The organism is Methylobacterium phyllostachyos, from assembly GCF_900103445.1.
Taxonomy (GTDB): Bacteria; Pseudomonadota; Alphaproteobacteria; order Rhizobiales; family Beijerinckiaceae; genus Methylobacterium; species Methylobacterium phyllostachyos.
In genome coordinates this window covers 220,230-233,928 of record NZ_FNHS01000004.1, presented here as the reverse complement: position 1 = coordinate 233,928, position 13,699 = coordinate 220,230, and the positions used below count along the sequence as shown (strand labels likewise).

Annotated in this window: 15 protein-coding genes; 7 read left to right on the top strand and 8 right to left on the bottom strand. The window is 69.0% G+C overall.

The window, feature by feature from the left end; translation table 11 throughout:
• Window positions 1-162: 162 nt before the first annotated feature.
• Window positions 163-1,101, top strand: coding sequence for a TAXI family TRAP transporter solute-binding subunit (locus BLQ49_RS08240; RefSeq protein WP_091714890.1), 939 nt, complete (start codon window positions 163-165; stop codon window positions 1,099-1,101).
• Between the two features lie 12 nt (window positions 1,102-1,113).
• Here the strand turns inward: BLQ49_RS08240 and BLQ49_RS08235 are convergent, their stop codons facing one another.
• Window positions 1,114-1,638, bottom strand: coding sequence for a GcrA family cell cycle regulator (locus BLQ49_RS08235; RefSeq protein ID WP_091714888.1), 525 nt, complete (start codon window positions 1,636-1,638; stop codon window positions 1,114-1,116).
• A 470-nt stretch (window positions 1,639-2,108) separates the two neighbouring features.
• Here BLQ49_RS08235 and BLQ49_RS08230 point away from each other — a divergent pair, with 470 nt between their 5' ends.
• Complete coding sequence (locus BLQ49_RS08230; protein WP_091714886.1) at window positions 2,109-3,296, top strand: patatin-like phospholipase family protein; 1,188 nt, start codon at window positions 2,109-2,111, stop codon at window positions 3,294-3,296.
• A gap of 63 nt (window positions 3,297-3,359) precedes the next feature.
• Here the strand turns inward: BLQ49_RS08230 and BLQ49_RS08225 are convergent, their stop codons facing one another.
• The 3 genes from BLQ49_RS08225 to BLQ49_RS08215 all read right to left on the bottom strand — a co-directional run bounded on the left by BLQ49_RS08225 (window position 3,360) and on the right by BLQ49_RS08215 (window position 5,621).
• Entirely contained in the window at window positions 3,360-3,488 is a 129-nt protein-coding gene (locus tag BLQ49_RS08225; protein WP_091714885.1) for a TFIIS helical bundle-like domain containing protein, read from the bottom strand.
• 88 nt (window positions 3,489-3,576) lie between these two features.
• Window positions 3,577-4,989 (bottom strand): pyruvate kinase, encoded by a 1,413-nt coding sequence (pyk, locus tag BLQ49_RS08220; protein ID WP_091714883.1) that lies wholly within the window; start codon window positions 4,987-4,989, stop codon window positions 3,577-3,579.
• Between the two features lie 137 nt (window positions 4,990-5,126).
• Window positions 5,127-5,621, bottom strand: coding sequence for an SRPBCC family protein (locus tag BLQ49_RS08215; protein ID WP_091714882.1), 495 nt, complete (start codon window positions 5,619-5,621; stop codon window positions 5,127-5,129).
• A 193-nt stretch (window positions 5,622-5,814) separates the two neighbouring features.
• Here BLQ49_RS08215 and BLQ49_RS08210 point away from each other — a divergent pair, with 193 nt between their 5' ends.
• Window positions 5,815-7,053 carry a lytic murein transglycosylase gene (locus BLQ49_RS08210; protein ID WP_091714880.1) on the top strand — a complete coding sequence of 413 codons (1,239 nt, stop codon included), beginning with the start codon at window positions 5,815-5,817 and terminating at the stop codon, window positions 7,051-7,053.
• A gap of 9 nt (window positions 7,054-7,062) precedes the next feature.
• Here BLQ49_RS08210 and BLQ49_RS08205 read toward each other — a convergent pair whose 3' ends face one another.
• The 4 genes from BLQ49_RS08205 to BLQ49_RS08190 all read right to left on the bottom strand — a co-directional run bounded on the left by BLQ49_RS08205 (window position 7,063) and on the right by BLQ49_RS08190 (window position 10,435).
• Window positions 7,063-7,851 carry an aldolase gene (locus BLQ49_RS08205; RefSeq protein ID WP_091714878.1) on the bottom strand — a complete coding sequence of 263 codons (789 nt, stop codon included), beginning with the start codon at window positions 7,849-7,851 and terminating at the stop codon, window positions 7,063-7,065.
• Between the two features lie 75 nt (window positions 7,852-7,926).
• Window positions 7,927-8,943 (bottom strand): 5-oxoprolinase subunit C family protein, encoded by a 1,017-nt coding sequence (locus BLQ49_RS08200; protein ID WP_091714877.1) that lies wholly within the window; start codon window positions 8,941-8,943, stop codon window positions 7,927-7,929.
• The gene (locus tag BLQ49_RS08195; RefSeq protein ID WP_091714875.1) at window positions 8,943-9,677 is read right to left on the bottom strand and encodes a 5-oxoprolinase subunit B family protein; all 735 of its coding nucleotides are present in this window, start codon (window positions 9,675-9,677) and stop codon (window positions 8,943-8,945) included. Before BLQ49_RS08195 ends, BLQ49_RS08200 begins: the two co-directional genes overlap by 1 nt.
• Window positions 9,674-10,435 (bottom strand): LamB/YcsF family protein, encoded by a 762-nt coding sequence (locus tag BLQ49_RS08190; protein WP_091714874.1) that lies wholly within the window; start codon window positions 10,433-10,435, stop codon window positions 9,674-9,676. Before BLQ49_RS08190 ends, BLQ49_RS08195 begins: the two co-directional genes overlap by 4 nt.
• A gap of 301 nt (window positions 10,436-10,736) precedes the next feature.
• Between BLQ49_RS08190 and BLQ49_RS08185 the strand changes: the two genes are divergently transcribed.
• From BLQ49_RS08185 to BLQ49_RS08170, 4 genes are all read left to right on the top strand, one after another.
• Window positions 10,737-11,132 carry an exopolysaccharide production protein YjbE gene (locus BLQ49_RS08185; protein WP_091714872.1) on the top strand — a complete coding sequence of 132 codons (396 nt, stop codon included), beginning with the start codon at window positions 10,737-10,739 and terminating at the stop codon, window positions 11,130-11,132.
• Window positions 11,133-11,739: 607 nt separating this feature from the next.
• A complete protein-coding gene (locus BLQ49_RS08180) occupies window positions 11,740-12,453 on the top strand; it encodes a V-type ATP synthase subunit E family protein (protein ID WP_244507504.1) in 714 nt (237 codons plus the stop codon).
• Window positions 12,454-12,505: 52 nt separating this feature from the next.
• Window positions 12,506-12,970, top strand: a complete 465-nt coding sequence (locus tag BLQ49_RS08175) for a hypothetical protein (RefSeq protein WP_091714870.1) — start codon at window positions 12,506-12,508, stop codon at window positions 12,968-12,970.
• A gap of 177 nt (window positions 12,971-13,147) precedes the next feature.
• A complete protein-coding gene (locus tag BLQ49_RS08170; protein WP_143012227.1) occupies window positions 13,148-13,681 on the top strand; it encodes a hypothetical protein in 534 nt (177 codons plus the stop codon).
• Window positions 13,682-13,699 lie beyond the last annotated feature (18 nt).

Genomic DNA, 13,699 nt, shown 5'->3' with positions numbered 1-13,699 from the left:
CAACGGGAGCAATCAGGCTAAGTGCCGTTGCCAAAAGTTCTTTCCGCTTCCAATGATGTTTCCGGCAATTTGTGGAACAGCATTGCTGATGGGTGGGCGGTTCGTGGAAGGTTGTTCTCTGGGTGCGGAACGACCCGGCGTGGCGCTCCGATGAGGTCGCGGATGGCGACCCTCAGGCGGGGTGGCTGGCCGTCCCGCCGGACGGCGCTACTCGGGGCGCTGGGGCTCGTAGCGGCGGGGCCCGTCCGATCCGCGGAGGCCATGCATGTGACCCTGGCCACCGCGACCCCCGGCGGCGGCTTTCCGGCGTTCGGGGCAACCTTCGCGAACGGCCTCCATCGGGCCGACCCGGATCTGATCATCGCGACCTTAGCCAGTGCCGGCTCGGCCGAGAACCTCGGCCTCCTGCGGGCCGGCCGCGTCGATCTGGGGTTGGTGCAGGGCGAGTACGCCTACCCGGCCTTCACGGAGGCCGACGGCATCACCGTGCTGGCCCCGATGTACCCGACACCCGGCCTGTTCGTGGTCCCGGCGGACAGCGCGATCCGGTCGGTCTCGGATCTGCGCGGGCGCGCTGTGGTACTCGGCACGCACCAATCCGGCCTGACCCTGATGGGCCGCCGCGCGCTCGCCGCCTCGGGGATCGATCCCGAGCACGACATCCGTCCGATCCTGCTCGATCGCGCGGGGGACGGCCCCACGCTGGTGCGGGAGGGCCGCGCCGACGCGCTCTGGGGCGGCGGCCTCGACTGGCCGGGCTTCGCGGCTCTGGCCCGGGCTCCGGGCGGTGCCCGGTTCTTCGGCCCCTCGGAGGCCGGGATCGCGAGCTTGGCCCAGCCCGGCAGTCCGATGAAGCGGCTGGTTGTGCCGGCCGGCAGCTTTCCCGGGCAGGCAAGCCCAGTCACGACCGTCGGCTCATGGAGCTTCGTCCTGGCACGCCCCGGCTTCGATACCGGTACGGCCTACAGGATCATCCGCGCCCTCATCCGCGGCGGAGAGGCCGACACCGACCCGAAAAACCTCATCGGTCTCGTCCCGGCAGATCGCATCAATCCCGGTACTGCCCGGTTCCTGCGCGAGGCCGGGCTGACCCCACCCTGAGCGCCCTTCCGCTTAGCGGAAGGAGGCGACGCGGCGATCCCGCTTCCGCTCGGCCGCGGGCTGGTAAGCGATCTCTGCGTGATGGGTGCAGTAGGGCAGGCCGGTGATCGAACGGGCTCCGCAGAACCGGAATTCGGGCGTGGTCGGATCGCCGAGCGGCCAACGGCACATGGATTCACGCAGATCCATGATCGTGACGCGCTGGGAGACCGCCAGGGCCGTTGGCGCCGGCGCGGGCTTGGGCGCCGGAAATTCGGGTGTTGGCCGATGCGACAGGATCGCCACCGGCTCGGGGGCCTGCGTCTCGACAACCGCGATGGCGGTCTCGATCTCGACAGTCTTTGACGGCGCGGCGGCAGCGGTGGCTTCCTCCCCGCCACGGGCGCGGCCCGCCAGACCCAGGCGATGGACCTTGCCGATCACGGCGTTGCGGGTAACGCCACCGAGCTGCGCCGCGATTTTGCTCGCGCTCTGCCCGTCCTCCCACAGCCGGCGCAGGAGTGCCACGCGATCATCCGTCCAGCCTACGGCTTCCATTTTCCCCTCCGCCCCCTGCGGCTCGCGTTGCGCTCTGGCTCGCCGTGCACAAGCCGGAGCGACGAACCCGTCATCCGGCTGCTGCTCCATGCGCCCGCCAAAGCCCTCGCACCGCGGTGCGACACCCTGTCTCGCCAAGCCGCGGGGAACCCTAGCGCGGGGCTCACGAGCGTTGCAAGGGCGCCTGATCGTCCGGACCGGCCCCTGTCCACCGCCAAACCGAGGGCGCCGTCTCTGCGTGTCCTCAGCCATATGCCTGATAATGTCACGCCCCTGGCGGCGCCGTCGGCTGGGCCGCGGCTCCACGGAACTGGCCGGCCCCGCTTGCGCCGCGATCCGGTGCGATCGTGACCCCCACGCAACAGCACCGCGTTATCGCGTTTCATGGCCGGCAAAGGCGGAACGTCGGTGACGGCCAAGCTCGTTGGGTGTGGCACAGTAGCCGAGCTTCACGGATCAGGGTGACGAGGATGGGTTTCCGTCAAACAGGCCTGGGCGCGCTCGCCGCGCTCGGGCTGGCGGTTCAGGTCGCGGCCTGCGGCAGCCTTCCGCGCGCGCCCTACACCGCCGAGCAGGCCTCGCTCGCGAGCATCCCCGGCATCCCCGGGGCACGCGTCTACGCGGACGCTTCCGTAGATACGATCGCGGAACTCGCTGCCAATCCGCAGCGCCGGGCGAAGGGATTCACCTATCTCGCGCTTTCCGGCGGCGGCGGCGATGGCGCTTACGGCGCCGGGATCCTCAACGGCTGGACGGCCTCGGGCCAGAGGCCGGAATTCACCCTGGTCTCCGGCGTTTCGACAGGCGCGCTGATCGCGCCCTTCGCTTTCCTCGGCTCGGCCTACGATCCCTATCTGACCGAGTTCTACACGAGCGGTGTGGCCGGCGAACTGGTCGCCTCACCCAACCTCGCCAATGTCCTGTTCGGCTCCGGGCTCTTCGGCGACGGGCGCCTGCGCAATCTCATAGACCGCTACGTCACACCGGACCTGATCCGCGCGGTGGCCGAGGAACACGCCAAAGGCCGGCGCCTGATGGTGGTGACCACCAACCTCGACTCCCAGCGGGCGGTGATCTGGAACATGGGCGCCATCGCGGCGAGCGGCGTACCGAACGCGCGCGAACTGTTCCGCGACGTGCTCGCCGCCTCGGCCAGCATTCCGGCGGTGTTTCCACCGCAATTCATCGACGTCTCGGCGGGCGATGCGCGCTTCCAGGAAATGCACGTGGACGGCTCGGTCGTGACGCCGGTCTTCACGCTGCCCCAGACGCTGCTGCTGCGCGACGGGCGGATCCGTACCGGCGGCAAGGCCGAGATCTACGTCGTGATCAACGGCCGTCTCGAGCCCGACTTCGAGGTCACGAAGGACAACACGCTCTCGATCGTGGAGCGCTCGTTCACGACAGCGAGCCGTGCCCGCTCGCGGGCGACGCTCACCGCGACTTACGCGCTCGCGCACGGCAACGGCATCGGCTTCAATCTGACCTACATTGATGAGGAAGCGCCGAAGGTGCCGGCCTCAAAGGGCTTCGACACGACCTATATGCGCGCCCTCTACGCGGAGGGCCTGGAGAAGGGTCGGACAGGCGCGTTCTGGCGGCACACGGTACCGGCGGCCCCAACCGTGAAGGCCGTGGCCGGCGCGGTCGCGAACTGATCCCGCGGGCCCGGTTCGCCGCGCGCCCGACGGCGCGCGGCGTGTGAGTTCACGGGTGCGAACTTACTTGCCCAGGATCTTCGTCACGAGGCGGCCAATCGGCGTCGCCGTGCTGGCGTTCCGGTCGTCGCGATCGACGGGGCGGTTCTCGTTGCCGAGGAGCTTGGTGACGAGGCGTCCGATCAGGTTCATGGGATGGCCCTCCAGTTTTGCGCCAAAACGGCGCAGCTTTCGATTCAACGGGTGAGCGGCGGACCGCGTTCCACCCGGGGACCTCGTCTTAGACCTGCATCAGGCGGATGTTGTTGGTGTTGCCCGCTGTGTGGAACGGGATGCCGGCGGTGACCACGATGATGTCGTTCGGCTTGGCGAAACCCTCTTCCTGGGCGTGCTGGCAGGCTTTGGCAGTCATCTCCTCATAGGAATCGACATCGACCGTTTGAACGCTGTGCGCCCCCCAGAGTAGGCTCAACCGACGCGAGGTCGCGAGGTTCGGGGTCAACGCCAGGATCGCGGCGGCGGGGCGCTTCCGCGCCACCCTGGCCGCCGTGGTCCCGCTCGAGGTGTAGGCGACGATCGCGGCGGCGTGGATCGCCTCCGCGAGGTTGGCGGTCGCGGTCGCCACCGCGTGGGGTGGCGTCTCCTCCTCACCGGGTTCGGAGGCGGCGACGATCGAGTGGTAGAGCTTGTGGCCCTCCACGCTGCGGATGATCCGGTCCATCATCGAGACCGCCTCCACGGGATAGCGGCCGGTCGCCGATTCCGCCGACAGCATCACGGCATCGGCGCCGTCATAGATCGCGGTGGCGACATCCGAAGCCTCGGCCCGGGTCGGTGCCGGGGCGTTGACCATCGAGTCGAGCATCTGGGTCGCTACCACCACGGGTTTCACGGCGAGCCGGCAGGCGCGGATCAGTTCCTTCTGACGGCCCGGCACGTCCTCGTGAGGGATTTCGACGCCGAGATCGCCGCGGGCCACCATGACGGCGTCTGAGAGGCGGATGATGTCGTCGATCCGCTCAAGCGCCTGGGGTTTCTCGATCTTCGACATGATCCCCGCGCGATCGCCGATGATCCCCCGCGCTTCGATGACGTCGGAGGGCTTCTGCACGAAGGACAGGGCTACCCAATCGACGCCGAGCTCGAGCCCGAAGGCGAGGTCCGCCCGGTCCTTCCCGGTGAGGGGGGACAGGTCCAGCAGTGTGCCCGGCAGATTCACGCCCTTGCGGTTCGAGATCGGGCCGCCGGTCACCACCTCGGCGGTGATGGCGGTCCGGTCCGGCCCGGTGACCCGCACCCGCACCCGCCCGTCGTCGATCAGCAGTTCCTGGCCGGGCACCACGGCGTCGAAGATTTCCGGATGGTGCAGCGGGATCGACTGCTTGTCGCCCTCGGACCCTTCGAGGACGAAGCGCACCATCTCGCCAGCTTCGAGGTCCAGCCGGCCGCCCTGCAAGGTGCCGATCCGGATCTTGGGTCCCTGCAGATCCTGAAGGATCCCGATCGGCCGGCCAACCTCCTTCTCGAGGGCGCGGATCGCAGCATGGACCCGGGCGTGGTCCTCCTGAACGCCGTGGCTGAAATTCAGCCGGAAGGTGTCGACTCCGGCGAGGAACAGGGCCTTGAGCTGGTCGGGCGCCGAACTGGCGGGGCCAACGGTGGCGACGATCTTGGCGTGGCGGTGACGGCGCATGCGGGTCTCGGCCTCCTGAGCCTGCCTCTGGCAATTCAGCCGGGCGATCGGTCGCACCGACGCCGCTCACATCGGTGCACGCGGCAGCCGTGGCGAGGGCCACCGGCCATATTACACCCGCGCGATTCGCCCGGCCCTTATCTGGCCGTCTCGCGGGCGATCCCGGCAAGCCCCGCTTCGAAGACACCGGCGATATCGGCGACAGCCGCGGCATCGTTCATGCCCTCGGCGTCGAAGGTCGCGCTCCAGATCACTGTCGAGCCGCTACCGTTCGGCCGGATTGCCAGGGTCGCGTTGTAGGCCCGCACCGGCAGCGGGCCCTGGATGAAGCCGTAGCTGTAGCTCATGCCGGCCTCGTCGCGGGCGGTCTCGACTTCCACGATCGTGCCCAGGCCGCCCTTCACCACAAGACCGCGAATCTGCGCGCGGATCCCATCATCGTCGTCATCCGCCGAAAGGATGCAGCGTTCGACCTGCGGGTGCCAGAACTGGATGGCGCAGAAATCCCCCACCAGCGCCCAGACCGCCGCGGCTGGCGCCGGGACGTCGCGGCTGCGAGTGACCTCCAGAGCACGGGCCGGCCCAGCCGCGAGCAGGGCCGCACCGATCGCCGCGAGGGTTGTTGGCTTCATCGGGGCGATCTCCGTTGGGCTCACAGCGTGGGATGTAGGGCGTCCGGCGTCCCCGGCACGACAGTGGCGCCCATGCAGGGCCCTTGCGCGGCCGGGACCATGCTGGCTCTCGGGTCGCATGCACCCGCTTCGGGAGCCGCGCACCGGTCCCGCATGTGATAATTCGGGCGGATCGCGAGCACCGGAATCCCCGATGAGCAGAACGCCGTACCTGTCTCCAGCCATCGGCCTCGCCTGCGCCTTCGCGCCGGCCCTCGCCGCCGCTGCGCCGGAGGCGTCGCCGCCGGCCTTCGAGACCTGTCGTGCCGGCCTGATCGATTGGGCGACCGCACAGGCCGTTCCGCAGGGCGTCGCGGAGGCACAGCTCGCCGGATTGACGCCGGATCCCGACGTGCTCGCCGCCACCGGCAGCCAGGGCGAGTTCGTGCGGCCGATCTGGGACTACATCGAGGCCAGCGTCACACCCGCGCGCATCGAGGCCGGGCAGCGCAAGCTCGCCGAGTTTGCCGACACGCTGGCCGCCATCGAGGACCGGTACGGTATCGACCGGCATATCCTGGTGGCCTTCTGGGGCGTCGAATCGAGCTTCGGCGCGGTGCTCGACAACACCGCCGTGGTCAAGCCGGTGGTCCGCTCCCTCGCGACCCTCGCCTGCGGTGATCCGGGCCGGGCCGCCTATTGGCGCGGCGAGCTGGCCTCGGCCCTGCAGATCCTCGCCTGGAATCAAGCACCGCTCGACCGGATGCCCGGCGGGCTGACCGGATCCTGGGCCGGCGCCATGGGCCATACCCAGTTCATGCCGAGTGTCTACCAGCGCTACGCGGTCGATTTCGACGGCGATGGCCGGCGCGATATCTGGACCTCTGTGCCGGATGCGCTCGCCTCCACGGCCAACTATCTGCGCGCGCACGGTTGGGTTTCTGGCGCGGGCTGGGGCGCCGAGGCGGTGCTGCCCGAAGGCTTCGACGCCGCGCTGGCCGACGAGACAACGTCGCGCAGCGTTGCCGCGTGGCGGGCTCTCGGCGTGATGCCCGCGCATGGCGGCTCGCTGCCCGACGACGCTGGGGCGACCCTGATCCTGCCTGCGGGAATCCGTGGTCCGGCCTTCCTGCTCCGGCCGAATTTTGCGGTGATCCTGCGCTACAACACGGCGCTGGCCTATGCACTCACCGTGGCGCTCCTGTCCGATCGCCTGCACGGCGATCCGGGGCTCGTCCGCGACTGGCCCCGGGGCGACCGGCCGTTGACGGGAGACGAGCGTCGCGACCTCCAGAACCGCCTCACCGAGCGCGGCTTCGCCACCGGTGGGGTCGACGGCAAGATCGGCCCGAGGACCCGGGCCGCACTGCGCGCCTACCAGGGATCGGTCGGGCTGCCCGCGGACGGCTATGCCGACGCGGCTCTGCTCGACCGGATCCGCGGCGCACCGTGACCGGTCCGCTCACGCTAGGAAAGCCGGCTCGTCCCGGGCCAGCACACGCTTGACGCTCTCCAAATGAAGCCGTGCGCTCTCGGCGCGGCCGGCCGCCTCCTGGGCGGCCACGTGCCTGACGATCGCCTTGGGCACCACCTTCAGAGTCCGCCCCGTGCTCATGGCGAGGATCTGCGCCTGTGCGGCGCGTTCCAAATAGTAGAGGTCGTCCCAGGCCTCCGCGATGGTCCGGCCCAGCACCATCACGCCGTGATTCTTCAGGAACACCACATCGGCTTCGCCTGTGCTCAGCGCAATACGCTGACCTTCGCGCGAATCGAGCGCCAAGCCGCTGTAATCCTCGTCCACCGCGATGCGGCCGTAGAAGCGCAGGGCCGTCTGGCCCGCCCACAGCAGGGGCTGTCCCTCGAGCATAGCCAGCGCGGTCGCGTAGGGCATATGGGTGTGGAAAGCGGCCTGGGCCCGGGGCTTCAGCCGGTGCAACTCGGCATGGATATGAAACGCTGTGGCTTCCGGCTGGCCGTCGCCCTCGATGACGTTGCCGTTGAAGTCGCACAGCAGAAGGCTCGACGCGGTCACCTCCGCGAAGGCGAGACCGTAGGGATTGACCAGGAACAGGTCCGATCGCCCGGGTACCACCGCCGAGAAATGATTGCAGATGCCTTCCTCCAGGCCGTTGCGCGCGGCCCAGCGCAGGCAGGCGGCGAGATCGATCCGCGCCTGCCGGACGCTGTCGGCATCGAGGGGCTCATTGATGAGAATGGGCGGCGTGCCCGGGGCGGTGACCGCGTGAGCCATGCGTGGAAGCCTTTCTGCTCGCGTTCGATTCGGGGGCTGGGCGTCGCCCGGCCCCGGCCATAGCGCGTCGCACCCTCAGGGGCGACCGTCGGTGACGCCATCCACCAGATTGAGGCCGAGCAGGAAGTCCGACGCGAAGCTCGTGCGCACCACCGGCTCCCGCGCCACCGGCGCGCGCAGGATGTCGCGCTCGGCCCGGCGTGCCGCCACCGCCTCATCCACCGAAACCGGCCGGAACATGATCGGCATTCCGCCCCGCGCCTGGGCGAGGCGTCCGAGATCGGCGCCGATCACGGTGGCGATCTTCGGATAGCCGCCGGTGGATTGCCGGTCGGCCATCAGCACGATCGGCAGGCCGTTGCCGGGCACCTGGATCGCCCCCATGGCGATGCCGTCGGAGACGATGTCGTGGCCCTTCGCGTGGCGAAGAGGCGTACCGTCGAGGAAGCAGGCCATGCGGTCGCCCCGGGGCGAGACGGTCCAGGGGCCGGCCAGGAATGCGGCGATCTGGTCGGGCGCGAAATAATCGTCCTGTGGGCCGAGCACGACGCGGACGGTTCCGGGATCCCGCGCCAGCCAGGGGGCGATCAGCCGTTGCGGGGCCGCGTCGCCGGGCCGCCCGTCGGCCACGGACAGGCGGTCGCCGCCGGCGAGCGCGCGCCCGTCGAGGCCGCCGAGACCCGAGCGGGTGTGGGTCGCGGTGGATCCGAGGACCGGCGCCACGGCGAAGCGGCCGCCGACCGCGAGATAGCCCCACGAGCCCGCCGCGCCGGCCCGCACCACCAGCGTCCGGCCCGGCTCCAAATTCAGCACCACGGCGACCGGCAATGCCGCGCCGTCGAGGGAGACCCGGAAGCCCGGCGCCACCAGCGCGATCTCGAGGGGGGCGTCCTCCGCGGAGACCGTGACGCCGCCGGTAGAGATCTCGATGGCGGTGGCATCGAGGGGATTGCCGACGGCCCGGTTGGCGGTGGCGTGCATCAGCGGGTCCATCGGGCCCGCCGCGGTGATGCCGTAGCGGAGGAAGCCGTGCCGACCGCGATCCTGCAGCGTGATCCCGGGGCCGGCGGTCTCGATGGTGAGGGCAGCCATCATCGTGCCTCCCAGCGGCGCGCCACCGGCTCGCCCGCGGCTTCCCGCGCTGCCAGCGCGTCGAAGGTCGCGGTATCGACGGGCTCGAAGCGGATCAGGTCGCCGGCATCGATGAAGAAGCTCGGGTCGCGCTCCGGCGCGTAGAGCCGGGCCGGGGTGGCGCCGATCACGTACCAGCCGGTGGGCATCGGCACGGTGGCGACGGCCGCGAGCCCGCCGCCGATGACCACGGCATTGGTCGGATGAGGCGGACGCGGACTCGGGCGCCTGGGCACCGCCAGAATGTCCGGCAAGCCGCCGAGATAGGCGAAGCCCGGGGCGAAGCCGTACATGTAGACCCGGTAGGTCGCCCCCGCATGGGCCGCCACGATGGCGTCGATCGAGAGGCCCGTACGCTCGGCCACCTGGGCGACGTCCTCCCCATGTGGTTCCGCGTAGCAGCAGGGCAGCGTCCAAAGGGTCGTGCCGGCCGTCTGTGTTGCCGTGGACGCCGCCAGGGTCCGGACCCGTTCGGCGAGGGTCGCCCGGTCGAGCACCAGGGGATCGTAGTGGAGCATCAGCGAGCGATAGGTCGGCACACGCTCGCGCAGGCCCTCGGGCGGGTCGGCGCCGAGGGCCTCGTCGAGGGCCAGCACCCGGTCGTTGATCGCCGGATCGACTGTGTTTCCGAACTCCACCACCAGCGCCGCCTCCCCCGCATCGAGGAGGCGCGGTTCCGTTAGAGCCGCGCTCATGGCCGGAACGGCGCCAGCGTCACCCCGGCGCCCTCCAGACGCACCCTGACCGCCCGGGCGGTGGCGACGGCATGGGCGGAATCACCGTGCACGCAGATCGAGTGGATCGGCGTCGGCAGCATTGCGCCGCCGGCCGTCAGGATCGCCCCCGCCTCGATCATGCGCAGGATCCGCGCGGCGGCCGCGTCGGCCTCGGTGATCAGGGCGCCCGGCTGCCCGCGGGGGATCAACTGGCCCGTCTCCGTGTAGCCCCGGTCGGCGAAGATCTCCTGATGCACGTCGAGCCCGCAGGCCTCGCCCGCCGGAACCTGCGCGGTCAGCGCGATCGCCAGCAGCGCCAGGTCGCGATCCACCGCCCTCACGGCCCGGGCGATGGCGTCGGCCACCGACCGATCCTCGGCGGCGAGATTGGCCAGCGCCCCATGGGCCTTCACGTAGGTGATGCGATGGCCGGAATAGGCGGCGAGCGCCTGCGCGGCGCCTACCTGGTAGGCAACCAGCCGCTCGATCTCGTCCGGACTGAACGGCATCCGGCGCCGGCCGAAACCCCACAGGTCCGGGAAGCCAGGATGGGCGCCCACCGCCACGCCGTTGACCTTCGCCATAGCGAAGGTACGGGCCATGATCTCGGGATCCCCGGCGTGCAACCCGCAGGCGACGTTGGCGGAGGTCACAAGGCTCAGGATCGCCGCGTCGTCGCCACTGGTATAGGCGCCGAAGCCTTCGCCGAGGTCCGAGTTCAGGTCTACGCGCGTCACCGGATCCGCTCCCTCGCACCTCACCGCGCCACGGATGCGATTCGATCCGGACTGCGCGGCGAAACGCCGAACCGGACTGTCAGACAGGCCGGGACCGAGCGCAAGCGCGATGCTGCACCGCCGCAACGGGCCGGCCGCAACGCCGTGCGACGCAAACCTTGGCGCTCGTGATGTTGCGGCCGAGAAAGACCGACGACTTCAGAGCTATCGATGCGACAATGCGACGTTTCCGGAACCATGCCCGGAACTCCCGGGTGGATCTAGCAATTGACCCGGGGTAAAATACTCGGAGGAACGTTTGATGAAGGTTTCACACCTGGCCAGCGCCGTCGCGCTCATGGCCCTGGTGGCCGGCCCCGCCCTGGCGGCGCCGTGCAACACCGGGACGACGATGCCCAAGACGCCGGATCACCAAGCGTCCAACCCCAAGAGCTCCGACGTCGACAAGTCCAGCAAGAACCTCGCGGGCGGCAATCAGCCGGCTTCTCCGGGGACGGTCGGCGCCATGAACAACGCGGGTGCCACGCAGACCGCTAATTCTCAGCCGTCGAACACGGACGCCAAGCCGAACGCCACCGATCCGGGTGCGGCCAATCTTGCGGGCGGCAAGCAGCCAGCTTCCCCCGGCACGGTCGGTGCGATGAACAACACGATGGCCGATCATCAGACTGCCCCGGTGAAGGCTGACGGCTGCTAATTTCCTAGCCAGCGCGCAACATGCAGATGCCCGCCTCGCCCTGTCGAGGCGGGTTTTTTGTTGGCCTTCGGTTGTGCCGCATCGTTCTGAACGCAGGTGGATTTGATCGGCGTCGGGCAGCCGCCTCGGCTTGTCCTTTGCGAGATCGTCCGAGCGGTCTTCAGGATGGTCGGGCCAATCCGACCGTCGATATTATCTATGATTGCAGCATCTAGTTTCGCGAATGGCCAAACAACAGTCGGTTAGTCCGGTATCAGGCCGATAGATGCCGTGGTTGAGTTCTATCGGCGGGTCGATCGCTCGGTAAGACGGCATCTCCATTCTTTTTTTCGCCGATTTGTCGGATTGGCATTCAAATCGTACAGTCTCCAAGATTGGGTGTCCACCATCTATTGCTTCATATTGGCTGTGTTAATCGAGATATATGGCCTTGGCAGTCACGCAAACTCTCGCGGCGCTCGGAGAACCTCACGCCTTGCCCGAGACGACGAAGATTAATTGTGGTTAGGAGGAACTTATGAAAAGCTAGCGGACTAATACACAATTAACTAGTCATTAACCATGTATGTGTCTTTATCATGCCATGTTCGCCCCGAGAAAGGCAGCAATGAGCATGATCGCGGCTCCCACAGCCTCTTGGTCCCACATCCTGACGCAAGTCGCGGAAAGTCTGGACCGTATCTCCGAGAAGCCTTCTGCGGAGATCCTAAGGCTCAAACCGACGTCCGGTCCGGCCGAACTGCCCGCCCTCCGGCTGAGCCTGGACGAGGAAGTCGCCCCCGCCGCGGTGATGCCGCAGCAGGCCGTCAACGATGCCGAGCCGGTCCAGGCCGCCGCCGCGGCCCCGACATCGGGTCCTATGTCGTCCGAAGCCCAGACCGACGCGGTCTCGGACTGGATGACGACCCTCGACATCATCAACGGCATGGTCGGCCTCGCCGACGAGCAGAAGAAGCGTCTGCGGGAGCAGAGCGCCTCGCACGAAGTGCTGATCGAGACTCTTCAGCGCGAGCTGAAGGAGACCCAGCAGCGCCTGCAGCTTTCCGAGATGCGCGCCCACGAGATTCAGACGCGGGCCGATATCCGCCTCCAGCGCGTCCAAGCGGACGCCGATTCGCAAGTGGAGGAGATCCGGGCCGAGGCAGAGGCGCGGGTGCGCACCCTCCAGGCCGAGGCGGAGGCTTGGGTGCGTGCAGCCGAGGAGCAGGTGCGGGTCGCCGACCTGCGAGCCTACACCGCTGAAAAGTGGCTCTCGCGGATCGACGCGGCCGCCAAGACGCTGCTGCTCGGCGGCCATATGGGGCAGGTCCAGGAAGGCTGAGACGACAAACGTCCCAGCTTCACCGCACCCGCCTTCCGCCCCAGGATCCATCATGGAACAGTCAAGACGGATCGAGCCTGATCGGCTGCGCGAGGCGCTTGACGCGGCAGTGTCGAGCGAGGATGGCACGGCACCCGAGGCCAAGGTCGTTGTCCTGCAATCGCCGCCGACGGCCGCGAAATGGTCGAGCTTGCTCGAGCGGGTGCGGGGCGCCGCCCACTACATTCGCGCCGTCGAGGACCGCGCGCAGGACTACGAATTGCGCGTCCAGGATCTCGTCGATCAGGTCCGGGCCGACCTGCGCGAGGCCGACGCGAAAGTCCGAGCCGCCGAGCAGCGGACCGACGAGGTTCAGGCGCAGGCCACGACCCTGATCCGAGCCGCGGAGGAGCGCGCCCGCGCCGCCGAGGAGCGTGCCGCATCGGCCGAGGAATGGCTGCGGCGGATTGCCGAAACAATCGAGTCCGAATTCGTCGTCGAGCCGATCTCACGCCGCAACGGCGCGACGGGGACCTGAGAGCCCCTTCAAGACGCCCGAGGCGGACCCGGCTAGGCGTCCGTCTCGCGCATCACCCCGAATGGCGGCCCGCGGGTTTTCGGGGCGAAGATGCGAACCCAGGGTCTGAAGCATCGTGCCGGTTCCGCTCACCCGGCACGCGGCGTCAGAGACAGGTACCGGTAGAAGGGAATGGCGATGCCAGCGATGGACGAGGCGTTCTGGGCCAATCTCGATGCGCATATCGTTGCGCACCGGCAGGATGGCCCGGAGAAGGCTCCGGCGGCCTCCCTCCAGTCCTCTCCGACGCTCGCTGTGGTGGGCGACGCGGCACCCGTGCCACGTCGCGTTGCCTCGGACTGGACCGGCGTGCTCGACACCCTCACCGCCGCCAAGAGTGCGGCTCAGCAGCAGGAGGCGCGTCTGCGTGAGCAGGCCGCCGAGCAGGATACCCTGCTGCAGGAACTGAAGCGGTCGCAACAGGAGGTCCGTGCCTTGGAGGGGCTGGTCCGCGAGATCCAGGCCCAGGCGGATGCCAAGGCCGGCGAGCTCCGCGCCCGCGCCGAGGCGCAGGTCGGCAGGGTTCAGGCGGAGGCATCCGCCCGGCTGCAAGCAATGGAGACGCGGGTCCAGGCGGCCGAGCGCCGCGCCGAGATCGCTGAGGGCTGGCTGGTGCGCATCGAGCAGGCGAGCCGGGAGCTGCTCCCCAGCGAGGGGCGGGCAGCAGCCTAAGGGGCCGCCGTGCGCCGG

Excerpts from the sequence above, each read along its gene's own strand:
- BLQ49_RS08195 (WP_091714875.1), bottom strand. The coding sequence starts at position 9,677 with ATGAGCGCGGCTCTAACGGAACCGCGCCTCCTCGATGCGGGGGAGGCG.
- BLQ49_RS08215 (WP_091714882.1), bottom strand. The coding sequence starts at position 5,621 with ATGAAGCCAACAACCCTCGCGGCGATCGGTGCGGCCCTGCTCGCGGCT.
- BLQ49_RS08175 (WP_091714870.1), top strand. The coding sequence starts at position 12,506 with ATGGAACAGTCAAGACGGATCGAGCCTGATCGGCTGCGCGAGGCGCTT.
- BLQ49_RS08235 (WP_091714888.1), bottom strand. The coding sequence starts at position 1,638 with ATGGAAGCCGTAGGCTGGACGGATGATCGCGTGGCACTCCTGCGCCGG.
- BLQ49_RS08230 (WP_091714886.1), top strand. The coding sequence starts at position 2,109 with ATGGGTTTCCGTCAAACAGGCCTGGGCGCGCTCGCCGCGCTCGGGCTG.
- BLQ49_RS08170 (WP_143012227.1), top strand. The coding sequence starts at position 13,148 with ATGCCAGCGATGGACGAGGCGTTCTGGGCCAATCTCGATGCGCATATC.
- BLQ49_RS08180 (WP_244507504.1), top strand. The coding sequence starts at position 11,740 with ATGAGCATGATCGCGGCTCCCACAGCCTCTTGGTCCCACATCCTGACG.
- BLQ49_RS08225 (WP_091714885.1), bottom strand. The coding sequence starts at position 3,488 with ATGAACCTGATCGGACGCCTCGTCACCAAGCTCCTCGGCAACGAGAAC.
- BLQ49_RS08185 (WP_091714872.1), top strand. The coding sequence starts at position 10,737 with ATGAAGGTTTCACACCTGGCCAGCGCCGTCGCGCTCATGGCCCTGGTG.
- pyk (WP_091714883.1), bottom strand. The coding sequence starts at position 4,989 with ATGCGCCGTCACCGCCACGCCAAGATCGTCGCCACCGTTGGCCCCGCC.
- BLQ49_RS08205 (WP_091714878.1), bottom strand. The coding sequence starts at position 7,851 with ATGGCTCACGCGGTCACCGCCCCGGGCACGCCGCCCATTCTCATCAAT.
- BLQ49_RS08210 (WP_091714880.1), top strand. The coding sequence starts at position 5,815 with ATGAGCAGAACGCCGTACCTGTCTCCAGCCATCGGCCTCGCCTGCGCC.
- BLQ49_RS08240 (WP_091714890.1), top strand. The coding sequence starts at position 163 with ATGGCGACCCTCAGGCGGGGTGGCTGGCCGTCCCGCCGGACGGCGCTA.
- BLQ49_RS08200 (WP_091714877.1), bottom strand. The coding sequence starts at position 8,943 with ATGGCTGCCCTCACCATCGAGACCGCCGGCCCCGGGATCACGCTGCAG.